Source organism: Paenibacillus sp. JT22N1, from assembly GCF_059692155.1.
In genome coordinates, this window is record NZ_JCAUAW010000004.1 from 96,243 (window position 1) to 115,318 (window position 19,076).

General features: G+C 44.7%; 17 protein-coding genes and 1 riboswitch. Of the genes, 13 read left to right on the forward strand and 4 right to left on the reverse strand.

The features are described from left to right. Window positions 1–193: 193 nt before the first annotated feature. The 8 genes from AC58UU_RS09560 (at window position 194) to AC58UU_RS09595 (ending at window position 10,510) form a co-directional block, all read left to right on the forward strand. Complete coding sequence (locus AC58UU_RS09560) at window positions 194–661, forward strand: helix-turn-helix transcriptional regulator (protein WP_497315050.1); 468 nt, start codon at window positions 194–196, stop codon at window positions 659–661. Beyond that, window positions 625–1,380 carry a type 2 periplasmic-binding domain-containing protein gene (locus AC58UU_RS09565; RefSeq protein ID WP_497315052.1) on the forward strand — a complete coding sequence of 252 codons (756 nt, stop codon included), beginning with the start codon at window positions 625–627 and terminating at the stop codon, window positions 1,378–1,380. Before AC58UU_RS09560 ends, AC58UU_RS09565 begins: the two co-directional genes overlap by 37 nt. Window positions 1,381–1,454: 74 nt before the next feature. Continuing rightward, window positions 1,455–3,506 carry a molybdopterin oxidoreductase family protein gene (locus AC58UU_RS09570; protein WP_497315054.1) on the forward strand — a complete coding sequence of 684 codons (2,052 nt, stop codon included), beginning with the start codon at window positions 1,455–1,457 and terminating at the stop codon, window positions 3,504–3,506. Between the two features lie 47 nt (window positions 3,507–3,553). Continuing rightward, window positions 3,554–3,793, forward strand: a complete 240-nt coding sequence (locus AC58UU_RS09575) for a hypothetical protein (protein WP_497315056.1) — start codon at window positions 3,554–3,556, stop codon at window positions 3,791–3,793. A gap of 331 nt (window positions 3,794–4,124) precedes the next feature. After that, window positions 4,125–7,529, forward strand: a complete 3,405-nt coding sequence (locus AC58UU_RS09580; RefSeq protein ID WP_497315058.1) for a cadherin-like beta sandwich domain-containing protein — start codon at window positions 4,125–4,127, stop codon at window positions 7,527–7,529. Window positions 7,530–7,666: 137 nt separating this feature from the next. Then, window positions 7,667–8,374 (forward strand): DNA alkylation repair protein, encoded by a 708-nt coding sequence (locus tag AC58UU_RS09585; protein WP_497315059.1) that lies wholly within the window; start codon window positions 7,667–7,669, stop codon window positions 8,372–8,374. Between the two features lie 152 nt (window positions 8,375–8,526). Next, window positions 8,527–9,771: an ATP-binding protein gene (locus tag AC58UU_RS09590; RefSeq protein WP_497315060.1), complete on the forward strand. Its 1,245-nt coding sequence runs from the start codon at window positions 8,527–8,529 to the stop codon at window positions 9,769–9,771. 55 nt (window positions 9,772–9,826) lie between these two features. Next, complete coding sequence (locus AC58UU_RS09595; RefSeq protein ID WP_497315062.1) at window positions 9,827–10,510, forward strand: DUF421 domain-containing protein; 684 nt, start codon at window positions 9,827–9,829, stop codon at window positions 10,508–10,510. 64 nt (window positions 10,511–10,574) lie between these two features. Here AC58UU_RS09595 and queF read toward each other — a convergent pair whose 3' ends face one another. Continuing rightward, window positions 10,575–11,075, reverse strand: a complete 501-nt coding sequence (gene queF / locus AC58UU_RS09600) for a preQ(1) synthase (RefSeq protein WP_029198588.1) — start codon at window positions 11,073–11,075, stop codon at window positions 10,575–10,577. A gap of 11 nt (window positions 11,076–11,086) precedes the next feature. Next, a riboswitch (PreQ1 riboswitch) is annotated at window positions 11,087–11,130 on the reverse strand. Window positions 11,131–11,251: 121 nt separating this feature from the next. On the opposite strand from queF, the gene AC58UU_RS09605 reads away from it, so the two are divergent. Next, window positions 11,252–12,196, forward strand: a complete 945-nt coding sequence (locus tag AC58UU_RS09605) for a thymidylate synthase (RefSeq protein WP_497315064.1) — start codon at window positions 11,252–11,254, stop codon at window positions 12,194–12,196. A gap of 29 nt (window positions 12,197–12,225) precedes the next feature. After that, complete coding sequence (locus tag AC58UU_RS09610) at window positions 12,226–12,714, forward strand: dihydrofolate reductase (protein WP_497315066.1); 489 nt, start codon at window positions 12,226–12,228, stop codon at window positions 12,712–12,714. Window positions 12,715–12,774: 60 nt separating this feature from the next. On the opposite strand, the gene AC58UU_RS09615 is transcribed toward AC58UU_RS09610, so the two are convergent. From AC58UU_RS09615 to AC58UU_RS09625, 3 genes are all read right to left on the reverse strand, one after another. After that, complete coding sequence (locus tag AC58UU_RS09615; protein WP_497315068.1) at window positions 12,775–13,401, reverse strand: YcnI family copper-binding membrane protein; 627 nt, start codon at window positions 13,399–13,401, stop codon at window positions 12,775–12,777. A 96-nt stretch (window positions 13,402–13,497) separates the two neighbouring features. After that, the gene (locus tag AC58UU_RS09620; RefSeq protein ID WP_497315070.1) at window positions 13,498–14,169 is read right to left on the reverse strand and encodes a response regulator; all 672 of its coding nucleotides are present in this window, start codon (window positions 14,167–14,169) and stop codon (window positions 13,498–13,500) included. Then, window positions 14,169–14,981: a sensor histidine kinase gene (locus tag AC58UU_RS09625; protein ID WP_497315072.1), complete on the reverse strand. Its 813-nt coding sequence runs from the start codon at window positions 14,979–14,981 to the stop codon at window positions 14,169–14,171. The genes AC58UU_RS09620 and AC58UU_RS09625 overlap by 1 nt, the downstream gene beginning before the upstream one ends. A gap of 165 nt (window positions 14,982–15,146) precedes the next feature. On the opposite strand from AC58UU_RS09625, the gene AC58UU_RS09630 reads away from it, so the two are divergent. The 3 genes from AC58UU_RS09630 (at window position 15,147) to phnE (ending at window position 18,692) form a co-directional block, all read left to right on the forward strand. Continuing rightward, window positions 15,147–16,175, forward strand: a complete 1,029-nt coding sequence (locus AC58UU_RS09630) for a HoxN/HupN/NixA family nickel/cobalt transporter (protein WP_497315074.1) — start codon at window positions 15,147–15,149, stop codon at window positions 16,173–16,175. Window positions 16,176–16,347: 172 nt separating this feature from the next. Beyond that, the gene (gene phnC, locus AC58UU_RS09635) at window positions 16,348–17,121 is read left to right on the forward strand and encodes a phosphonate ABC transporter ATP-binding protein (RefSeq protein ID WP_057304748.1); all 774 of its coding nucleotides are present in this window, start codon (window positions 16,348–16,350) and stop codon (window positions 17,119–17,121) included. After that, entirely contained in the window at window positions 17,118–18,692 is a 1,575-nt protein-coding gene (phnE, locus tag AC58UU_RS09640; RefSeq protein WP_497315076.1) for a phosphonate ABC transporter, permease protein PhnE, read from the forward strand. The genes phnC and phnE overlap by 4 nt, the downstream gene beginning before the upstream one ends. Window positions 18,693–19,076: the final 384 nt, after the last annotated feature.

Genomic DNA, 19,076 nt, shown 5'->3' on the forward strand with positions numbered 1-19,076 from the left:
TACTTTCATTGATTTCTAACCAAGTTATCTCCAGAGGTCCGGTCATAAATTATATAATTCCTATAGACTTACTATGAATATATTTCTATAATGAAATATAATCTCAGCCCACCGAACTGTCAATGAATTGGAAACACATGAACATGAATGACGATGAATGACCATCTTAACCCCGGCAGGAGGCGCGATGACCATGACCAACCAGCGATTCAACCTCATTTCTTTGCATGATGCGATCGATTTGCTTGGTGTAAGCCGATCCACCTTTGACAGATGGCGTAAGTTAAAACAGCTTCCTTTTGTGAAAATAGGGAAAGAGATCTTAATTGATAAGAATGAACTGGAGCAATGGGTTCGTCATCATTCTTTTCGCATACAGAATCCTTCATTTGCCTCAGGCGCATCAACAACGGTTACTTCTAAGGAGCTGCCCACGATAACGGTTGGTTATCAAAGCGGAACGGCTCATATGTGGACAGCGCTCATCATGAAAGAGCTTGGCTGGTTGGAGGAAGAGCTCATCTTAGTGAATCCTAGCCGTTCTGTGCATGTAAAATGGTTGGATGCAGCTAACGGCACGTTGCTTTTGCAGGGCTTGATCGGGGGAGCATCCAGATTGCTTCCTTGGGAGACTATCCGATTGTACTTAGTCAATCACTGAGTCAGACGCTGCCTTCATTTCGCCCTATTCTCCTCGCCTTTGACGGCAAAACCTCCGGTGGGCAAGGGATTTCACTCGTTATGCGCAAAGGGCTGGAAATCAACGATATTTCGGATATTTGCCAGTGGCCGCTTTCATCGGTAGCGCAATCGAGTGCAGGTTATCGTTTATCGAAGCTGCTTCAATCGCTTGGAGATCATGAGAATCATTTTGAACATAAAGAAATGGATGAGTGCATGGCGGGGATTGTGAAGCGGAAGCTTGCCGGAAGTGTCATGTGGGAGCCGTATATTAGCTTGACTCAATACCATGGCGTAGGTCAGGTGCTTTTTCCAGAGGGAATGGGGGAGAATTATTTAACGGGAATTGTTGCTGATGAGAATTGGGCGCGACATCATGAAGGAGACGCAGTTGCTTACTTAAAAGCACATGTTCGGGTCCACGCGTTTATCCGTAATCATCCTTATGCAGCTGCTGAGCTTATTTCCAGGGCCAAAGGAATTCCCCCAGAAATTACAGCACGCATAATCGCTAAAGTAAGATGGGACGCTGCTTTTTATTCGAAAGATATGAACGCTCTACAGCAGCTATCACTTCCATTATCCAAAGGAATTTGTTTCAAAGGTGAATATTTGCAATTAGCCATTAAGGCATTAAAGCTGCCCCTTGTGAGCTGCGATCCGTTGGAAGGGGATTGGGCTGTGGAGCAGTTGTACTAAATGCAAAGAGGCTTTCGCTTCGCTTCATTTCGGTATATAGTAAAAAAGAATTGAAGTGTTGAAAGGAGTGCCGAATGCTTACAACAATGCGAGATGAACAAAATGGCATTTTCCCATCCGTATGCTCACTGGATTGTCCAGATCAATGCGGTTTGCTGCTTCATAAAGAAGCTGGGAAGATCGTTAAAATAGAGGGAGACCCCAATCACCCGGTAACACAAGGGGCTATTTGCAATAAAGTCCGCAACATGACGGCTCGTATATATGATGAAAAAAGACTGCAATATCCAATGAAGCGGGTGGGTCCTAAGGGTGAAGGCAGTCAATTTGAAAGAATTACCTGGCAAGAAGCGATCGAAACCATAACAAGTCGCTGGAAGCAGCTAATCGCAGATGAAGGGGCCGAGTCTATTCTGCCTTACAGCTTCTATGGCAACATGGGGCGGATTGGGACGGAAGGGATGGATCGTCGCTTCTTCAATCGGATGGGTGCGAGCCGGCTGCTGTATTCGATCTGTGAATCGGCAGGAACTGAAGGCTACAAGTATACGATGGGTGGCAGCTTCGGGACAGACCCAGAGGATACGGTTCATGCCAAGCTGATCATCATGTGGGGCATTAATGCGGTCAGCACGAATATGCATCAGGTTATGTTGGCTGAGAAAGCCCGTAAGAATGGCGCGCAAATCATCGTGATTGACGCTCACAAAAACCAAACAGGCCGCTGGGCGGATTGGTTTATTCCGATTTTGCCAGGAACAGACGCTGCCCTTGCTCTCGGAATCATGCATATCTTGTTTGATGAGAATTTAGTAGATGGAGCGTTTATGCAGCAATATACCGCTGGGCATGAGGAGCTAAGGGAACATGTGCGTCAATATGATCCTTCTGTGGTATCTACAATAACGGGCATACCTGTCCACGACATCTACCGCTTAGCTCGCTTATACGGTCAGACTTCGCCATCTTTTATTCGAATTGGGAACGGAATTCAGCACCATGATAACGGTGGTATGTGTGTGCGGACCATAGCTTGCTTACCAGCGTTAACGGGGCAGTGGCTGCAAAAAGGCGGCGGCGCGATTAAAGGAAATGGCAGCTATTTGGAGCACAATATTCCCGCCTTACAGCGACCCGACTTGCGGAAGAAGGAAGCTCGACAAATCAATATGAATTTACTCGGGAGCGCCTTACTGGAGCTTGATCCGCCTATTCGTTCGCTTTATGTGTACAATTCCAACCCAGCGTTAGTTGCTCCTCATGCGAATAAGGTGAGGGAGGGACTTCAGCGTGAAGATCTGTTTACGGTAGTTCATGACCTGTTTTTAACTGAAACAGCGAAGTTCGCGGACATAGTGCTTCCTGCTACGTCCTCCTTTGAAAATATGGACTTTTACCGCTCCTATTGGCATCAATATGTGCACCTTCAGCTTCCCGTCATGGCTCCTTATGGAGAAAGCAAAGCGAATGTGGATGTGTTTCGATTGTTGGCGGCGGAGATGGGCTATGAGGATGAAGCTTTGAGGGATACTGATGAAGCTTTGATTCGCCAGGCTTTGGATCATCCTGGAAACCCAGCTCTGAATAACATATCATATGAAACACTGCTGGAAAAACTGTTTATCAAGGCGGATGTTAAGCCATTATTCCCTGGGGAATTAAAGACGCCGAGCGGGAAGATCGAGCTGTATTCTCATGAGATGGAGAGTAAAGGATTCCCCCCACTACCGACATATACGCCACTCGTTAACGAAGGTGACCTGCCATTCTTGTTCGTTCCGGCACCGAATCATAACTTCCTGAATTCGACGTTTGCACATAATGAGAAGCATATCCGAATGGAGAAAACGCCGAAGCTTCATATGAATGAAGCGGATGCGTCCGCATTAGGCTTGGTCAGTGGCGATCTTGCCCATGTTTGGAATGATCGCGGAGAGTGCGAATTAGTTGTAGCGGCTGGCTCGGATGTTTTCCCGGGCGTGGTTGTAAGCCAAGGGCTTTGGGCGGATTTGCCGGGGAACAAAGCGTTGGTTAACGCGCTCACGCCTGACCGAGTAGCCGATATGGGCGGCGGCGCTACGTTCTTCTCTGGCCGTGTGCGGGTGGAGAAGCGCGAAGTAAACTGAACCCTTGGGCGCTTCGCCGCATAAGGTAATTCAGGAGGTGATGACCTATGTCATTACAGCACAAAGCGTATGCATGGATCGGAAGTCCAGTAGGTGTATCCCTAATGGACGGGACTGGTGCTTCAGGTATTCTATGCAGTATTCAAGGTGGATCTATTTACGTGATCGAATACTTATACCACACCCAATTTGCTACCAAACATTATACATTCAATCAAATTCGAGATATTCTACCGTTTCCGCAATGCCCACAGCCTCAACCGCCCGTGCACCAAACGAAACCTTAATATTAGTTTAGAAAAAAGATTCCGATTGCCGATCCCCATGGATCGGTTTTTTTAGCTGCTTAGGGCAACCCGTGGAGCGAAAGTGGAGCGAAACGTCTGAAAAAGACTTTTTTTTGCACTTTTTGCATGTAACGCGCCTGAGGCTAGACTATACTTTTTGCATAATCACTCCCCAAGTCTTGCTGCAGGACAGCCAAATCCCAATAATACCCCTCTATGACCTAAATAAATGACAATAAAATTAGCATGAAAGAGAGTATGATGGTCACAAGGTATTTGTATGCGCTTACATATCATTTTTACTATTAAACAGAATAAGGAGCTTGTTGACATGAAAATTCATCTCATTCAAAGAAAGCTAGCCATGATGTTAATGATTTCAATGGTTTTCTCATTACTCCTCATCCCTTCACCAGGAAAAGCGACTGATGTTGAGGTAGATGTAGCTGCCCTACTGCCTACAGCGGATGCGGCTATCGCGATGGACACTACGAATGCAGCAATCGCCGATACTAACTTTGATACCAAAACGAGCTCAACAACTGGTATATACAACATTTTATCCAGCAGCACGGTCAAAAGACAGGCCTACTATAAATTTAACGTGGCTGCGGTTTCGGACAGTGCATACAAGTATTATTTGCAGGTCTCAGCAAAAAGGGGGAGCGGTGCAAATGACGTGGACACAGCTTTACAAGTGTTCGCTCAGAACGATATTACATGGCAGGAAGCAGCCATTACTTGGAATACAGCACCCCAAACGGATCTGGCTCAGTTAACTCAACTCGGGCAAATTACGGTCACTCAGCCTAATACGATATCCAAGCCGGCTCTATATACGGTAGACGTGACTGACTATGTAAGACACCATTTATCGGATGGCGCAGTGTCCTTCGTTGTCGGTGATTCACAAGGCTTAAGCAGATCGGTTAATGTGTATTCCAAAGAAACGACAGCATCCAATCCTAAGCCGCAGTTGGTAGTGAAACGAGTGGTTCAAGGTGATAATACACCGCCTACTTGGCCATCAAACGCTGTCTTAAAGTCAAGCAATCTGGGAACGAACTTTGTCCAATTAACCTGGCCAGCAGCTACAGATGATACCTTAGTAACCAACTATTTGGTCTATCAAAATGACACTGTTCTTTCTACCGTTTATGGCAGTACGTATTATAACGTCGAAGGATTAACACCAAATACGAGTTATACCTTTAAGATCATCGCTGGTGACGCGGCTGGGAACTATTCCTCAACCCCCTTGACTTACAGCGCGACAACGTTAACTTCTCCTGTTACTCCCCTACAGGTTGTGGAAGTTAATGCTAGCAGCAGCGATGGAAATGTAGAGAGCAATACGCTGGATAACAATTTATACAGCCGTTGGTCAGCTTCTGGCGATGGTCAATATGTGATGTTTGACTTAGGGCAAACGAAGAGTATCGGGTACGTGGGCATAGCTTTTTATAAAGGAGATCAACGTTCTACACTTATCGATATTCAAACTTCAAATGACGCTACAACATGGACGAATGTATTTAGTGGCAGCAGCCGCGCGAGTACGGTTAACATGCAAGCGTTTGATTTTCCAGATACCAATGCTCGCTTCCTAAGAGTAGTAGGACATGGTAACTCGGATGGCAGTACTTTTACCAGCTTAACGGAAGTGATGATTTATCCTCCTTTTTTATCAGGAGATACACCGGTTGCTATTGTTCCGAATATTACGCCTACGGCTCCCCCAGGCACAGTTCCTTTCACGAAGGCTGGCTTGACGAAACCAGATGGTTCCGAGCACGCCATGCATACACCTAACTCTGTAACGGGAAATACGATTAATGTGGTGGATTATGGCGCCGACCCAGCGGATAATGAACAAGATGACCGGATAGCTATTCAAAATGCCATCAATGCTGCCGCTTTCGGCGATGAAGTCTTTTTACCGAATGGTGTGTATAATTTGAAAACATCGCCTGACGGGTTTATTAACATTAAACTCAAATCCGGAGTGAATGTAAGAGGAGAAAGCCAAACTGGCACTCTTTTGAAATCAAGTATTGACGACGTCAAGAATAGTTCTGTCTTGAAATCATCCAATCAACACGATATTGTCGTTTCGAACCTGACAGTAACCTCCACTTGGAATCGTACATTTTCCTTAGAGCATACTACGAATAATCCAGAGGCCGGGGGACCCGACAGTATGATTGCTATAGCGAACTATGGTGAGAATCCATCCTATAACGTGACAGTTGATCAGGTTACTGTTGAACGGTTTAGACGGATGGCGATTCGGATCGAGAACAGCCATGATGTAGTAGTTCGCGGCAGTACATTCCGCAATGCAACCGATCTCGGTGGCGGCGGAGCAGGTTATGGAACATCCATTCAAGGAATGCCGAAGGTCGACAGGCTCGGTTTTGATAATGATACGTATTGGAATGTGGTGGAAAATTCTACGTTTGAAGGGCCGTATTTGCGCCATGGATCCCTCATCCAAAATGTAGCGCACAATAACGTTCTGAGAAATAATTACTATACTAATACCAAATTGGATGCTATTGATCTTCATGGTGAGCTCGAGTACCTGAACGAAGTTTACGGGAATACGATAGAAAACATCTTTACCGGCGGTGGCATAGGACTTGGAAACACAGGTGGTACAGCGCCAAGCAACCATAGCAAAACGGGGCCTAATAACTATATTCATGACAATGTCATTCGAAACTCACGTGAAGGCATTGTCGTTACGATGGGTACGCCGGATACGTTGATTGAGCATAACACAATTGAAAACACAACAACTGTCAATAACGGCGTTGGGATCAACATTTTAAACGGACCAGGTACTAGGATTATCAATAATCTAATTCGCAATAATACAGCGGGCAATTACTGGGGAATTCTGCTCGAACACGACAATGGTGACCAAAATGCCAATAGTGTGGGACAGGGAGATCCTCAAAACGTACAAATTACAGGGAATACGCTAACAGGAAATACGAATGGGATTCAACTGCAGGCAGGCTCAAACATTACGGTCAGTAAGAATTTCTTAAACAATATCGGGACCAATTATGAAAAGGCAGCTGGTGTGACGGCTACGGAAATATGGCCATCGACCGACAACTCCTTAAGCGGTTTGGCAATCCGTGCAGGTACATTAAGTCCTGCATTTGATGCAGCTGTAACCGAATATACGTCAAGTGTGCCTAATGAGATAGCTCAAATTAGCATCCATCCAACGGCTGCAGACAGCCAAGCGAAGATATCGGTGAACGGAGCATTAGTCGTAAGTGGAGAGGCTTCCAGTGACATTCAGCTAAATGTCGGCGAAAATAGGATCGACATTGTTGTTACGGCCGAAGATCATTCTACAAAGACATATCGACTGACAGTAACTCGGCTGTTATCAAACAATGCGAATCTAAGCAGTGTGACGATTAGTGCGGGAACATTAAGTCCGGTATTCGAAGAGAACGTAACAGCATACACGGCATCGGTGTCAAATGGAACCAGTAAGATCACCGTCACGCCAACTGTTGCAGATAGTCGGGCAAAGGTAACGGTAAACGGAGAAGTAGTTGTAAGTGGAGCAGCATCTGATGTTATTCACTTGAAAAAGGGTAAGAACACGATTGAAGTTCAGGTGACTGCTGAGGATAACTCCACTAAAACATACAAGCTCATTGTGATGAGAGGCAGCGAAAAGGATAAAGAGAAAGACAAGGACAAATAAAGCTACTAACTGATAAAGAGTCGGCGAGTTTTCCCTCCCGACTCTTTACGTTGTGCAAAAATTGAAGGCGAAGGAATTTCACATCAAGATCTGCCCTATGATACAATACGGAAAAATGAATGTTTAGTGGTGAGTCTATGACATTTGAAGAGATAATGATTAACCTAGAGGAGCTCGGAAGCGAGCAAACGAAGAAAACGTTGCTTCGGCATGGTGCGCAGGAGCCTTTTTTCGGAGTAAAAGTAGGCGATCTGAAGAAGCTGGTCAAATTCGTCAAAAAGGACCGTGAGTTAACCCTCGCTCTGTACGATTCAGGTAATACGGATGCGATGTATTTGGCCGGACTCTCCATTGATCCCAAAACAATGACGAAGCAAAAACTTCAGAATTGGGCGAAGCACGCCTATTGGTATATGCTTACCGAATATACGGTAGCGGGCGTAGCTGCAGAAAGCAGCAGCGCGCCCCAATTGGCGCGGGAATGGCTGCAATCTCCCGAAGAATTAATTGCCACATGCGGGTGGAGTACTTATGCAAACTATATTAGTATCACACCCGATGAGAAGCTCGACCTTCACGAAATTGCGCAGCTGTTGGAGCAAGTGAGAACTACGATTCATGCGGAAAGAAATCGCGTTAGATATACAATGAACACCTTCGTCATTACGGTGGGTGCGTATTGTTTTCCTCTATTTGAAGCTGCGACGGAAGTAGCTAAAGAGATCGGCAAGGTTCATGTCGACGTCGGTCAAACGGCTTGTAAAGTACCGCTCGCGAGTGAATATATTCATAAAGTGGAATCGATGGGCCGAGTAGGAACGAAGAAGAAGACGTGTATTTGTTAAAAAAGAGTCTATCAAGGCTATAACTGAACGGCAGTGTAGGATGCTGCTTCAGTTGCAGCCTTTTTAACATTTTTCCCCTGTTAAAAAAAGGATAACGCTTACCCTTGCAGAAACAATGAAAGGAATGGATTGAGGGGAGAGCAGTGTAAGCTATGTTATTAGAAAAATTATTCTTGAACATCCTAATCGTCCTTGCTCCTGTCTTATTACAAAGTGTCTTTGGAGAGCGATGGCGCTATGCTCAGTCACCGATCGTGATGGGATTGCTTTATGGAATAGCCTCTTCACTTTGCTTATTATTTTCTTACTATGAACTTGATTTGTACTGGGACTTACGTTATGTTCCCCTTGTCATTTCGAACATTTATTGGGGACCCTTAGCAGGCCTTATTAATTTTATTATGATATTACTCATGCGTACGTATCTTGGTGGAGATGCGCTTATATTTGGGTACATCAGCATGACACTCAGTTTTATTATCCCATTTGTAGCTTCTTACAAAATGAAAGGATTAACAGGAAGCTCACGAATAAAGGCATCTATATTGGTTTCGCTAAGTCCGTTACTGGTGATGCTGCTCATTTTGATGAGCTATGTGTCTCTTTACAAAGGTTTTGAATCGTTTGATTTAGCTATAATTCCTGCTATGATATCATTTGGCATACTCCTAGTTTTAGGAGCCTGGTTATCATCCATGCTGCAAGAATTACATGAAGAACGATTTAAAATGAAAGTTCAAATTCAAAAAGCTGAAAAAATGAAAACGCTTGGCGAGTTAGCTGCATCCATCGCACATGAGGTTCGTAATCCGTTAACTGTTGTTCAAGGGTTTCTGCAGCTTATGCGCCCGAATGAGCAAGGGAAGAATCAACAATACCTGAATATTGCCATGGAAGAGCTAGCGAGAGCAGAATCGATTATTAATGATTACTTAAATTTTTCCAAGCCAAAACTAACCAAATTAGAAACTTTTTCATTTTCTGACGTATTAAACAACATTATTGTGCTTCTAACGCCAATGGCGATGAAGAATAGTGTTGAGATTACTGTCAATCTTGAGGACAATATTTATATCTTTTCCGATCGTGGACAATTGCAGCAAGCCTTGGTAAATGTGATTAAAAATGCCATTGAAGCGACGCCGGTCAACGGAGAGGTACAGGTAAGCTTAAAAAGATTGGTTGGCCGAGCCGAAATCAAGGTTATTGATAATGGCAAGGGAATGACGAAAGATCAGCTCTCTCGTATCGGTAATTTGTTCTATTCAACGAAAGATGTTGGAACCGGGTTAGGGACAGCGGTTAGCATTCGGATTATAGAAACGATGAATGGGGAAATGAACTACGAAAGTGAGGAAGGCGTCGGTACGACTGTCACAATCACTTTGCCTTTGTAAGGGTCATACTTGTAAGGGGCTACAATTTTAAGTGACAGATCTGGGAGTGTTAGTGATGGGAATTACTATGTATGTGAGCATAGCCGTAAAGTTGGTTGTTGCTTTGGTTGGATTGCTGATCATGACACGACTTCTGGGAAAGAAAGAGATTTCTCAGCTTACGGCTTTTGATTTTGTCTCCTCCTTAATGCTCAGTGAGTTAGTTGGAAATACGATTTATGATGACAATGTTCATCTTAGCCATCTTGTATTCGCACTTGTGATCTGGACGCTGCTTGCACTTGGCCTCGAGAAGTTTATATGGACCGTTCCTTGGATTTCACGATATGCATCAGGAACACCCGATTTAGTGATTCGTGATGGGGTTATTGACTTCAAGGCGATGAAGCGTAACAATTTGGACTTTGCTCAACTTAGTATGCTGCTGCGGGAAAATAATGTGTTCTCTATGAGGGAAGTCGCCTACGCGTTGTTCGAGACGAATGGCAGCATTAGCGTGCTCCGCCAAAATGATCCGGCAAGCCAAAACAATGGGGAGGCAGATTCCCCTAAGAAAAGGGTCTGCCTGCCGGAAAGTATTATTGAGAATGGGAGTATCAATGAAGCAGCACTGGAGCGTCTCGGCCGTGACCCGGAGTGGCTGAAGCAGCTTTTGCAGCTGAGTGGAATCAGCCATCATGAACGGGTTCTTTTTGCAGAATGGTCCGATTCAAACGGACTTTTCTATCAGCTTAAATAGTTTAGAAAAAAAAAGCCTATTCAATCCTAAGGATTGACTAAGCTTAATCCATATAATCAGCTAATTAGCGATTATCGATTTTTTCCGGATAGAGGTCATGGTTCATCAATCGATGCTCAGCCATCGCTTCGAACTTCGTACCTGGTTGACCCCAATTGCAGTAAGGATCGATAGAAATGCCGCCGCGCGGGGTGAATTTGCCCCAAACCTCGATATAACGAGGCGCCATCAGCTCGATCAAATCATTCATAATAATATTGACACAGTCCTCGTGGAAATCACCGTGATTCCGGAAACTGAACAAGTACAGCTTAAGTGATTTACTCTCAACCATTTTAATATTTGGAATATAGGAGATGTAGAGTGTAGCAAAATCCGGCTGTCCTGTTACTGGACACAAGCTAGTGAATTCAGGGAAATTAAACTTAACAAAGTAATCCCTATTCGGGTGCTTGTTATCGAATGCTTCTAATAAAGTTGGATCATAGTTGAACACATACTTGGTTCCTTGATTGCCTAATAAGGTAATCTCTTTCAAATCTTCATTGCTTCTACCTGCTGACATGGGTGTTTCCTCATTTCATAGTTTTTTAGAGAGGGAGTTTGCGAACCTCTTGTATTTTTCATTAGAAATGTACCATATACGCACGCAAAATGCATCCTCAACACCATTGGAATTTGGTGGAGTTACGGGTAAAATAGATAAATACATGTGTATCATAGAGATGGAGGTTCGTAAGCTTGAAAGCCTATCAGGAACTATTACAAGATATTCTTACCAATGGTACGAAAAAGGAAGATAGAACAGGGACAGGGACAATTTCAGTATTTGGCAGACAGATGCGCTTCGATCTTGCGGCAGGATTTCCTTTGGTGACGACAAAAAGGGTGCCTTTTCGCTTAATCGCTAGTGAAATGTTGTGGTTTATTAAAGGCGATACGAATATTCGTTATCTGTTACTACATAATAACCACATATGGAATGAATGGGCTTTTAAGAAATGGGTGGAGAGCGCGAATTATTCGGGACCGGATATGAGTAATTTCGGGTTACGCTCACAGCAAGACGAGACCTTCAAGCTTCAATACGATGAGCAAATGGACGCGTTTGTGAAAAAGGTGCTCGAGGATGACGAGTTTGCCAAACAATACGGTGAGCTAGGGGATGTCTACGGCAAACAATGGAGGGATTGGACGACAACGCAGGGAGGCACGATTGATCAGCTCAAAGAGGTTATTCATATGATCAAAACGAACCCTGATTCTCGGCGTCTCATCGTATCTGCATGGAATCCGGAGGACGTACCCAGTATGGCGCTTCCGCCTTGTCATACCTTGTTTCAGTTCTATGTGGCGGAGGGCAAGCTGTCCTGCCAATTATATCAACGCAGCGCAGATACTTTCCTCGGCGTACCTTTCAATATCGCTGGCTATGCACTGCTAACGCATCTTATTGCACATGAATGCGGGTTAGGTGTCGGTGAGTTCGTCCATACGATCGGAGATGCCCATATTTATACGAATCATATGGATCAAATTCAAACCCTGCTCAGCCGCGAGCCGCGAGATCTTCCAACGCTCAAGCTGAACAAGGATGTCGCTTCTATATTTGATTTTGACGTTAGTGACATTGAAATGCTGGATTACAATCCGCATCCAACGATTAAAGCGCCTGTGGCTGTATAAACGCATGTGAAGAAGGGAGGGGCTCAGTCATGAGTATTTCATTTATTTTTGCAATGGATCGCAACCGAGCCATCGGTGTGAATAATACACTTCCTTGGCATTTACCAGGGGATCTGAAGTTTTTCAAATCCGTGACAATGGGTCACCCTATTCTTATGGGGCGGAAGACGTATGATTCCATTGGCAAGCCGTTACCGGGCAGACGTAACATCATTCTCACTCAAAATCCACAGTTCCATGTGGAAGGCTGTGAAGTCATTCACTCTGTGCAAGAAGCGGTGGACACCTTCCATGATCAGGAACTGTTCGTCATCGGCGGGGCGGAAATCTTCCGGCTGTTTACTTCCGTCGTGGACCGCATGTATATTACGCACATCGAGCATGAGTTTGAAGCGGATACGTTTATGACCGAGCTAGACTTGTCCGAATGGACCTTGGTATCCAGTGAACAAGGCGAACGGAACGAGAAAAATCCTTACGAATACTACTTCCGAATCTACCAAAGAAAACAAGCTTAAGGAAATAAATAAGGCCCTGAGTTATCTGTTATTATCACAGAGAGCTCAAGGCCTTTTTTATTATTTACGCTTTTTTGTAAGCGACACGATCAGGGATAAAGCTCCAAGTACGACTGCAGCAATGGAGAGGTAGAGGGAAGTGTTGGATGATGTGCTGCTAGCTGCACCGCTACCAGCAATTACCTGTCCGTGGCTATCTGTCGTAGCACCGGCTGCTGATTTGGCTTTGACTGTCGTTACAGAAGCAGGCTTGTCAGATCCATTAGCGCCAACCCATTCAACTACGCTGCCATCCTTATAGGTTTGGTACGCTTTCCACACGATCTCGGTAGCCGCATCCGCTACCTTGCCTTGCATATTGAATTCACCGAATTCAGTACTAGCAAGTCCATCTCCGGTAGCTTTCCAGGTGACACCTGTAATTTTACCAGCTGTATCTTTAGCTAGCTCGTAGGTCCAACCTGCTTTGGGCTCGAACCGAGAAACAGCTACAGCATCCATAGGGAATTTCACTTCTACTTTCACAGTAGGAATGTCTTTCTCTGAAGGCACACGTACCGTAAATTTCTCGTAGCTGCCTTGAGTGGATTCTTTCGGATATACAGTAACGTGGGCGCTGGCGATACCCGTGAGAAGCATAGAGCCAATCAACATAATACTTGCATTTAACATCAGTTTTTTAAACATAAAACGTGTTCCCCCTTCAAGTTAACTCTTATCATGTTGTCCATATTACCTGATCGACAAGCATAAGAGTATGACTCGACTGGGCTATTTTTTCGACTAGTTTTGTCCTTTTCGTGTCAGTCCGTACTTAATGGCGAATGCGGTAAGCTGGACACGATTCTCAATCCCAAGCTTTACCAATATATTTTTCATGTGGTTCTTAACGGTATGTTCGGATATAAGCAGCTTTTCTGCAATCTGTCTGTTGTTATCCCCTTGGGCAACATAGGCGGTAATTTCCTGTTCCCGAGAGGTCAACATGCTCGGTGTCGGGCCTTCTGTGTGCATACCAATGGGGGCGCGGAACCTTTGGAAAAGCTTATCCGCCATCCCCCTGGCGGCTTCTGAATTATCGTCGAGCAGAGCTCGTAGGTAAGTGAGCCATTCGTCAGGGTCCATGTTTTTTAACAAATAGCCTTGAGCTCCGAATTGCAGCGCTGTAAAGAGGTCAGCTACATCATCGGATACAGTGAGCATGACGATGCGTATAGCTCCGTATGCTTGCTTAATGCGCCGCGTTGCTTCAAGTCCATCCATAGGGGACATATGTATATCCATTAAAACCACATCAGGCGCGACCTCGCCGCAAAGAAGAATCGCTTCTTCACCGCTGTTCGCTTCTCCTACAATATAGAAGTCGGATACAGGCTCCAGCATGCTGCGAATCGCTTTCCTAGCTAGTGGATGATCGTCTACGATGAGAACGCGGAACGGCTGATTGCTCGGCATTAGCTCCTCCTCCTATCTGCTTGTACTAGAAGTGTAGTTCCCGTAGCCAACTGGCTCGGTTCCTTCATATTTAACTCGAAAGATGCACCTAGCTCGGCTGCACGTTTCTGCATCAATTCAACGCCATAGGTCTTCCCTTTTGATGTTCCGTGATGCAATCCATTTCCATTATCGGTAATGTGTAGACGCCATGCCTCTGGATGAGCTTCCAGAATAATTGAGGTTTGCGTTGCCATGGAATGCTTGCGTATATTGGTGAACGCTTCTTGTATAATACCGAAAAGCTGAACTTCTTCTCCAGAAGAGAAGCTGTTTTCTTCCACAGTTAACTTCTCATGAAGCTCAATACCCGTCACCAATTGCCAATTCTCCAGAAATTTATGGATGCGCTGATGGAAGTTAGCACCTTCCTCCGGGGGTGTTCTCAGATTAAAAATGGCTTGTCGCAGCGAGTTATCGATTTCGGACACCGCTGCTTTGGCTTCTTCTAAATCTCCTTGCTTCAACTTCACATTAAGGAAGAAAAGGGTTTGTGCCAAGTCATCATGAAGCTCTCTGGCCAAACGCTCACGTTCTTCATACACAGCTCTGCGAGCTTCACCGATTGTCACTTTCTCATTGCTGCGCTCAATACTTTGAAACATCCACGAAGCGAAGAGATAGGAAAGCAGCAAAGTAATGATGGTAATCGTGAAATTTCCGGCTTCCATGGTTAAATAATTAAGTAGAAATTCATGACGTATATATTCAAAGCCGCCGATGATGAGAACAGGCACTAGAATCGTAAAAAGCTTGAAAATACGAAGAGACATAGAGTCGATCCATTCCTTTCATTATTCCATCTTTGGAACGGTTTCTATTATATCAGATATGTGTTAGATTTCTTCACAAAAAAATGAGGTAAGTACTTCTCAAGTCATGCACACGTGTGCTACATTATTATTAAATCGTAACACGAAAAGAAAGGCATGGTGTCAATGATGTGGAAATCAATACTACAGCAGAGAAGAAGCTGGGCTGGGTACGTTGGTGTGATCGTCCTCTTACATATACTTGGGCTTATCGGATTATATAGTGTAGCGAAAATGACGCCTGCCTTTTGGGGGATTGGGCTCCTTGCCTACACATTAGGGATGCGGCATGCTTTCGACGTTGACCATATTGCGGCGATCGACAATACCGTACGCAAGCTCGTTCAGCAGAAGAAGAATCCATTAGGAGTTGGTTTCTACTTTTCATTAGGACACTCCTCTGTCGTTTTCGTCATGGCTATAGTGACTGCATTCTCCGTACAATGGGCAGCGCGTGAGCTTCCTTGGATGCAGCGTTTTGGGGGAGTTATCGGCGCTTCGGTTTCCGGTCTGTTTCTTGTCATTATTGGTATTTTGAATTTACTCATTCTCATCAATCTGTATAAAATGTTCTTGAAATTTCGTGGCGGCACAAACGACGATAAAGAGTTTGAGGAGCTTCTCGAGTCCCGTGGATTCATTGCTCGAATGATCAAACCACTTTTCTCTTTCATAGGCAAAAGCTGGCATGTATACCCGTTAGGTTTTCTCTTTGGTTTAGGTTTTGATACGGCGAGCGAAATTGCGCTCCTAGCGATCTCTGCCCATGCGGCGAAGGAAGCTATCCCATTCATTGGCGTCATATCACTTCCGCTGCTGTTCGCGGCAGGGATGAGCCTCTTCGATACAGCGGACGGGATGTTCATGACCAAAGCCTACAAATGGGCATTTCATACACCGGTACGTAAGCTTTATTACAATTTAACAGTGACCGCATTGGCCGTCATTGCTGCTTTAATTATTGGCGTGATCGAGCTAGGGCAAGTTCTCTCCGAAGAATTCAGATTAGAAGGGACCTTCTGGACGTGGCTGCAGGAGATTGATTTCGGGACATTGGGCTATATCTTAGTTGCTCTGTTCGTGGTGGCGTGGGCGATTTCCATTGCCGTTTGGAAAGGGATGAAGATTGAAGAACGTTGGCGTGCCAAAGTATAAATCATGTGATAAAAGTGGTCTCAGATAGCCTATGAGACCACTTTTTTGTTATGGATAACAATGGAATATGAATATTTTCTAAAGGTTATCAAAGAAAAAAGGATTTTGCCGAAATACGTTGAAAGTAGTCTGTCTGAACTTTAGATAATCTGTAAAAGAAAGTAGGACTTATATGATTGAGTTTAAGCATATTTCCAAAGTATATCCTAACGGAACTGTTGGTTTGAATGATATTAACTTAACTATTCATCCCGGAGAATTCGTTGTTATTGTAGGACTATCAGGAGCAGGTAAATCCACTTTGCTGCGTGCGATTAACCGTTTGCATGAGACGACAGATGGAGAAATATTAATCGATGGCAAATCCATAACAAAGGCGAACGGTGCCGAATTACGCCGCATGCGCAGAGATATCGGGATGATCTTCCAAACCTTTAACCTGGTCAAGCGTTCAACCGTGATTCGAAATGTATTATCCGGACGAGTAGGCTACCATTCCACCCTGCGCACAGTTCTCGGTTTGTTCCCCAAACACGATATCGAGCTTTCCTTGAAAGCGCTGGAGAGAGTCAATATTCGGGAAAAAGCTTATTCACGCGCCGATGAATTGTCCGGCGGTCAACAGCAGCGTGTTTCCATCGCGAGAGCGCTGGCACAAGAAGCGAAAATCATTTTAGCCGATGAACCAGTAGCTTCCCTTGATCCATTAACGACGAGACAAGTAATGGACGACTTGAAGCGGATCAATACAGAGCTCGGCATAACGACTGTCGTTAACCTTCACTTTATTGACCTTGCACGTGAATATGCAACTCGAATTATCGGACTTCGCGCAGGTAAAGTCGTATACGACGGACCCGTTTCGGAAGCAACAGATGACGTATTCTCCGAGATTTATGGCCGTGCAATTAAGAAAGACGAGCTCTTGGGGGTGCTGGAGGAATGAGTGTAACGACAGTCAAGAAGCCTCCTCGTACGAAGATCTATCTCATTGCCCTGATCATGGTGCTTTTCCTGATTGGGAGTATTTATCAGACAGATGCGACGCTGACGAAGCTCGTTACCGGTACTCCGGAGATTCTTAAATTCATAGCCGAGATGTTTCCGCCGGATTGGCTGTTTTTCGCTGATATATGGAAGCCAATGGCACAAACGCTGCAGATGTCCATTATTGGTACAGCAATTGGAGCCTTGTTTGCTTTCCCGATGGCACTGTTAGCAGCTCGTAATGTTACAACGGCGCCATGGTTGTTCTATCCAGCTAGACTTATCATGAATCTATTCCGTACGATTCCAGATCTGCTTTATGCAGCACTATTTGCCGTTTTGGTAGGCTTTGGCCCAACGGCCGGTACACTTGCACTAATTTTCTTCACCTTTGGTATTATATCTAAGCTTTCTTATGAATCAACGGAAGCTATTGACCCCGGACCACTTGAAGCTATGACGGCTGTTGGCGCTAACAAACTCAAACTCATTCGATTCGGCGTCATTCCTCAGGTTGCACCTACGTACTTGGCTCATTTATTGTACACATTTGAAGTTAGTATTCGGGCATCAGCTATTCTCGGATTGGTTGGAGCCGGCGGTATTGGCTTGCTACTCAAAAACACGCTGGATCTGTTCCGTTATGATCAATCCTGTGCCATTGTTATCTATACCTTATTAGTTGTTGTTATTATTGATTTGGTCAGTACACGATTCCGTTCCTATTTGCTAAAAGGCAGCGCGAAACCGATGTCAGCTTCGCGTTCAACTACCTATAAGATAATCGGTTGGGTTGCCGTTGTTGCCTTGTTCATATGGGCATTAACCGGCCTTGAGTTGACGGGCTTCCAACCAACGACTTGGATTCTCACGAAATCCATGTTATCCGGTTTAGTACATCCTGACTGGGCCTATGTGTATATTCCAGAAGGAGAAGATTTACTTCGATCCTTGCTTGAAACCTTATCTATTTCCTACTTAGGAAACTTTGTTTCAGCGATTGTCTGTCTCCCGTTTGCCTTCTGGGCAGCAGCTAATATGAGCCGGTTTCGTGCAGTTTCAAGCACAGGGAAATTATTCTTGAGTGTCGTACGAACAATACCGGAGATTATTATGGCCTTGATCTTTATTAAAGCAGTAGGTCCTAATGCCTTTGCTGGGGTTATGGCATTAGGACTTCACTCCGTAGGGATGCTCGGCAAACTTTATGCAGAAGCCATTGAGAATATGGATATGGGACCTACGGAAGCCATGACGGCTGTAGGTGCAAACATTTGGCAGCGGATGGCGTTTGCCGTTGTGCCGCAGGTCATTCCCGATTTCATTTCGTATACCTTATATCGCTTTGAGATAAATGTCCGTTCAGCGACATTGCTAGGTGTTATTGGCGCAGGTGGTATCGGTACGCCACTCATCTTCGCACTCAATGCGAGGCAGTGGCCGCGAGTAGGTATCATTCTCATTGGGATCATTGTCACCGTCTCTGTCATTGACTACATCTCAGGGACACTCCGCAAACGCATTGTATGAGGACATGGGAAAGTCTTTTATAAGTGAAATTTAATTGAAAATAAGCCTCCAACTCCAGCTATCATAGTGGGTTTGGAGGCTTATTCGTTCATAAAGATTGGCTTTTTATTTAGGATGGTCCGTTTAGGGCAGTAACGTTTTGTTTTTTTAGGATAACTATTTTTCGGGTTTCGCGGATTGCGGAAAAGACGATTTAGAGGAAGATTAGTAGTGGTATGTATAACGTGCAACAATTTCTCGGTTTTCGTCTGGATTTGTTGAAGATGTTGCACTTCATACAACAATTTAGCCGCATTAATATGCAGCATGATCAATGTTGGCGTAATTGTTGCATTTTCTGCAACATTAAGCAACAAACCAGCGTCTATCTAGCCTAAAAGCTGT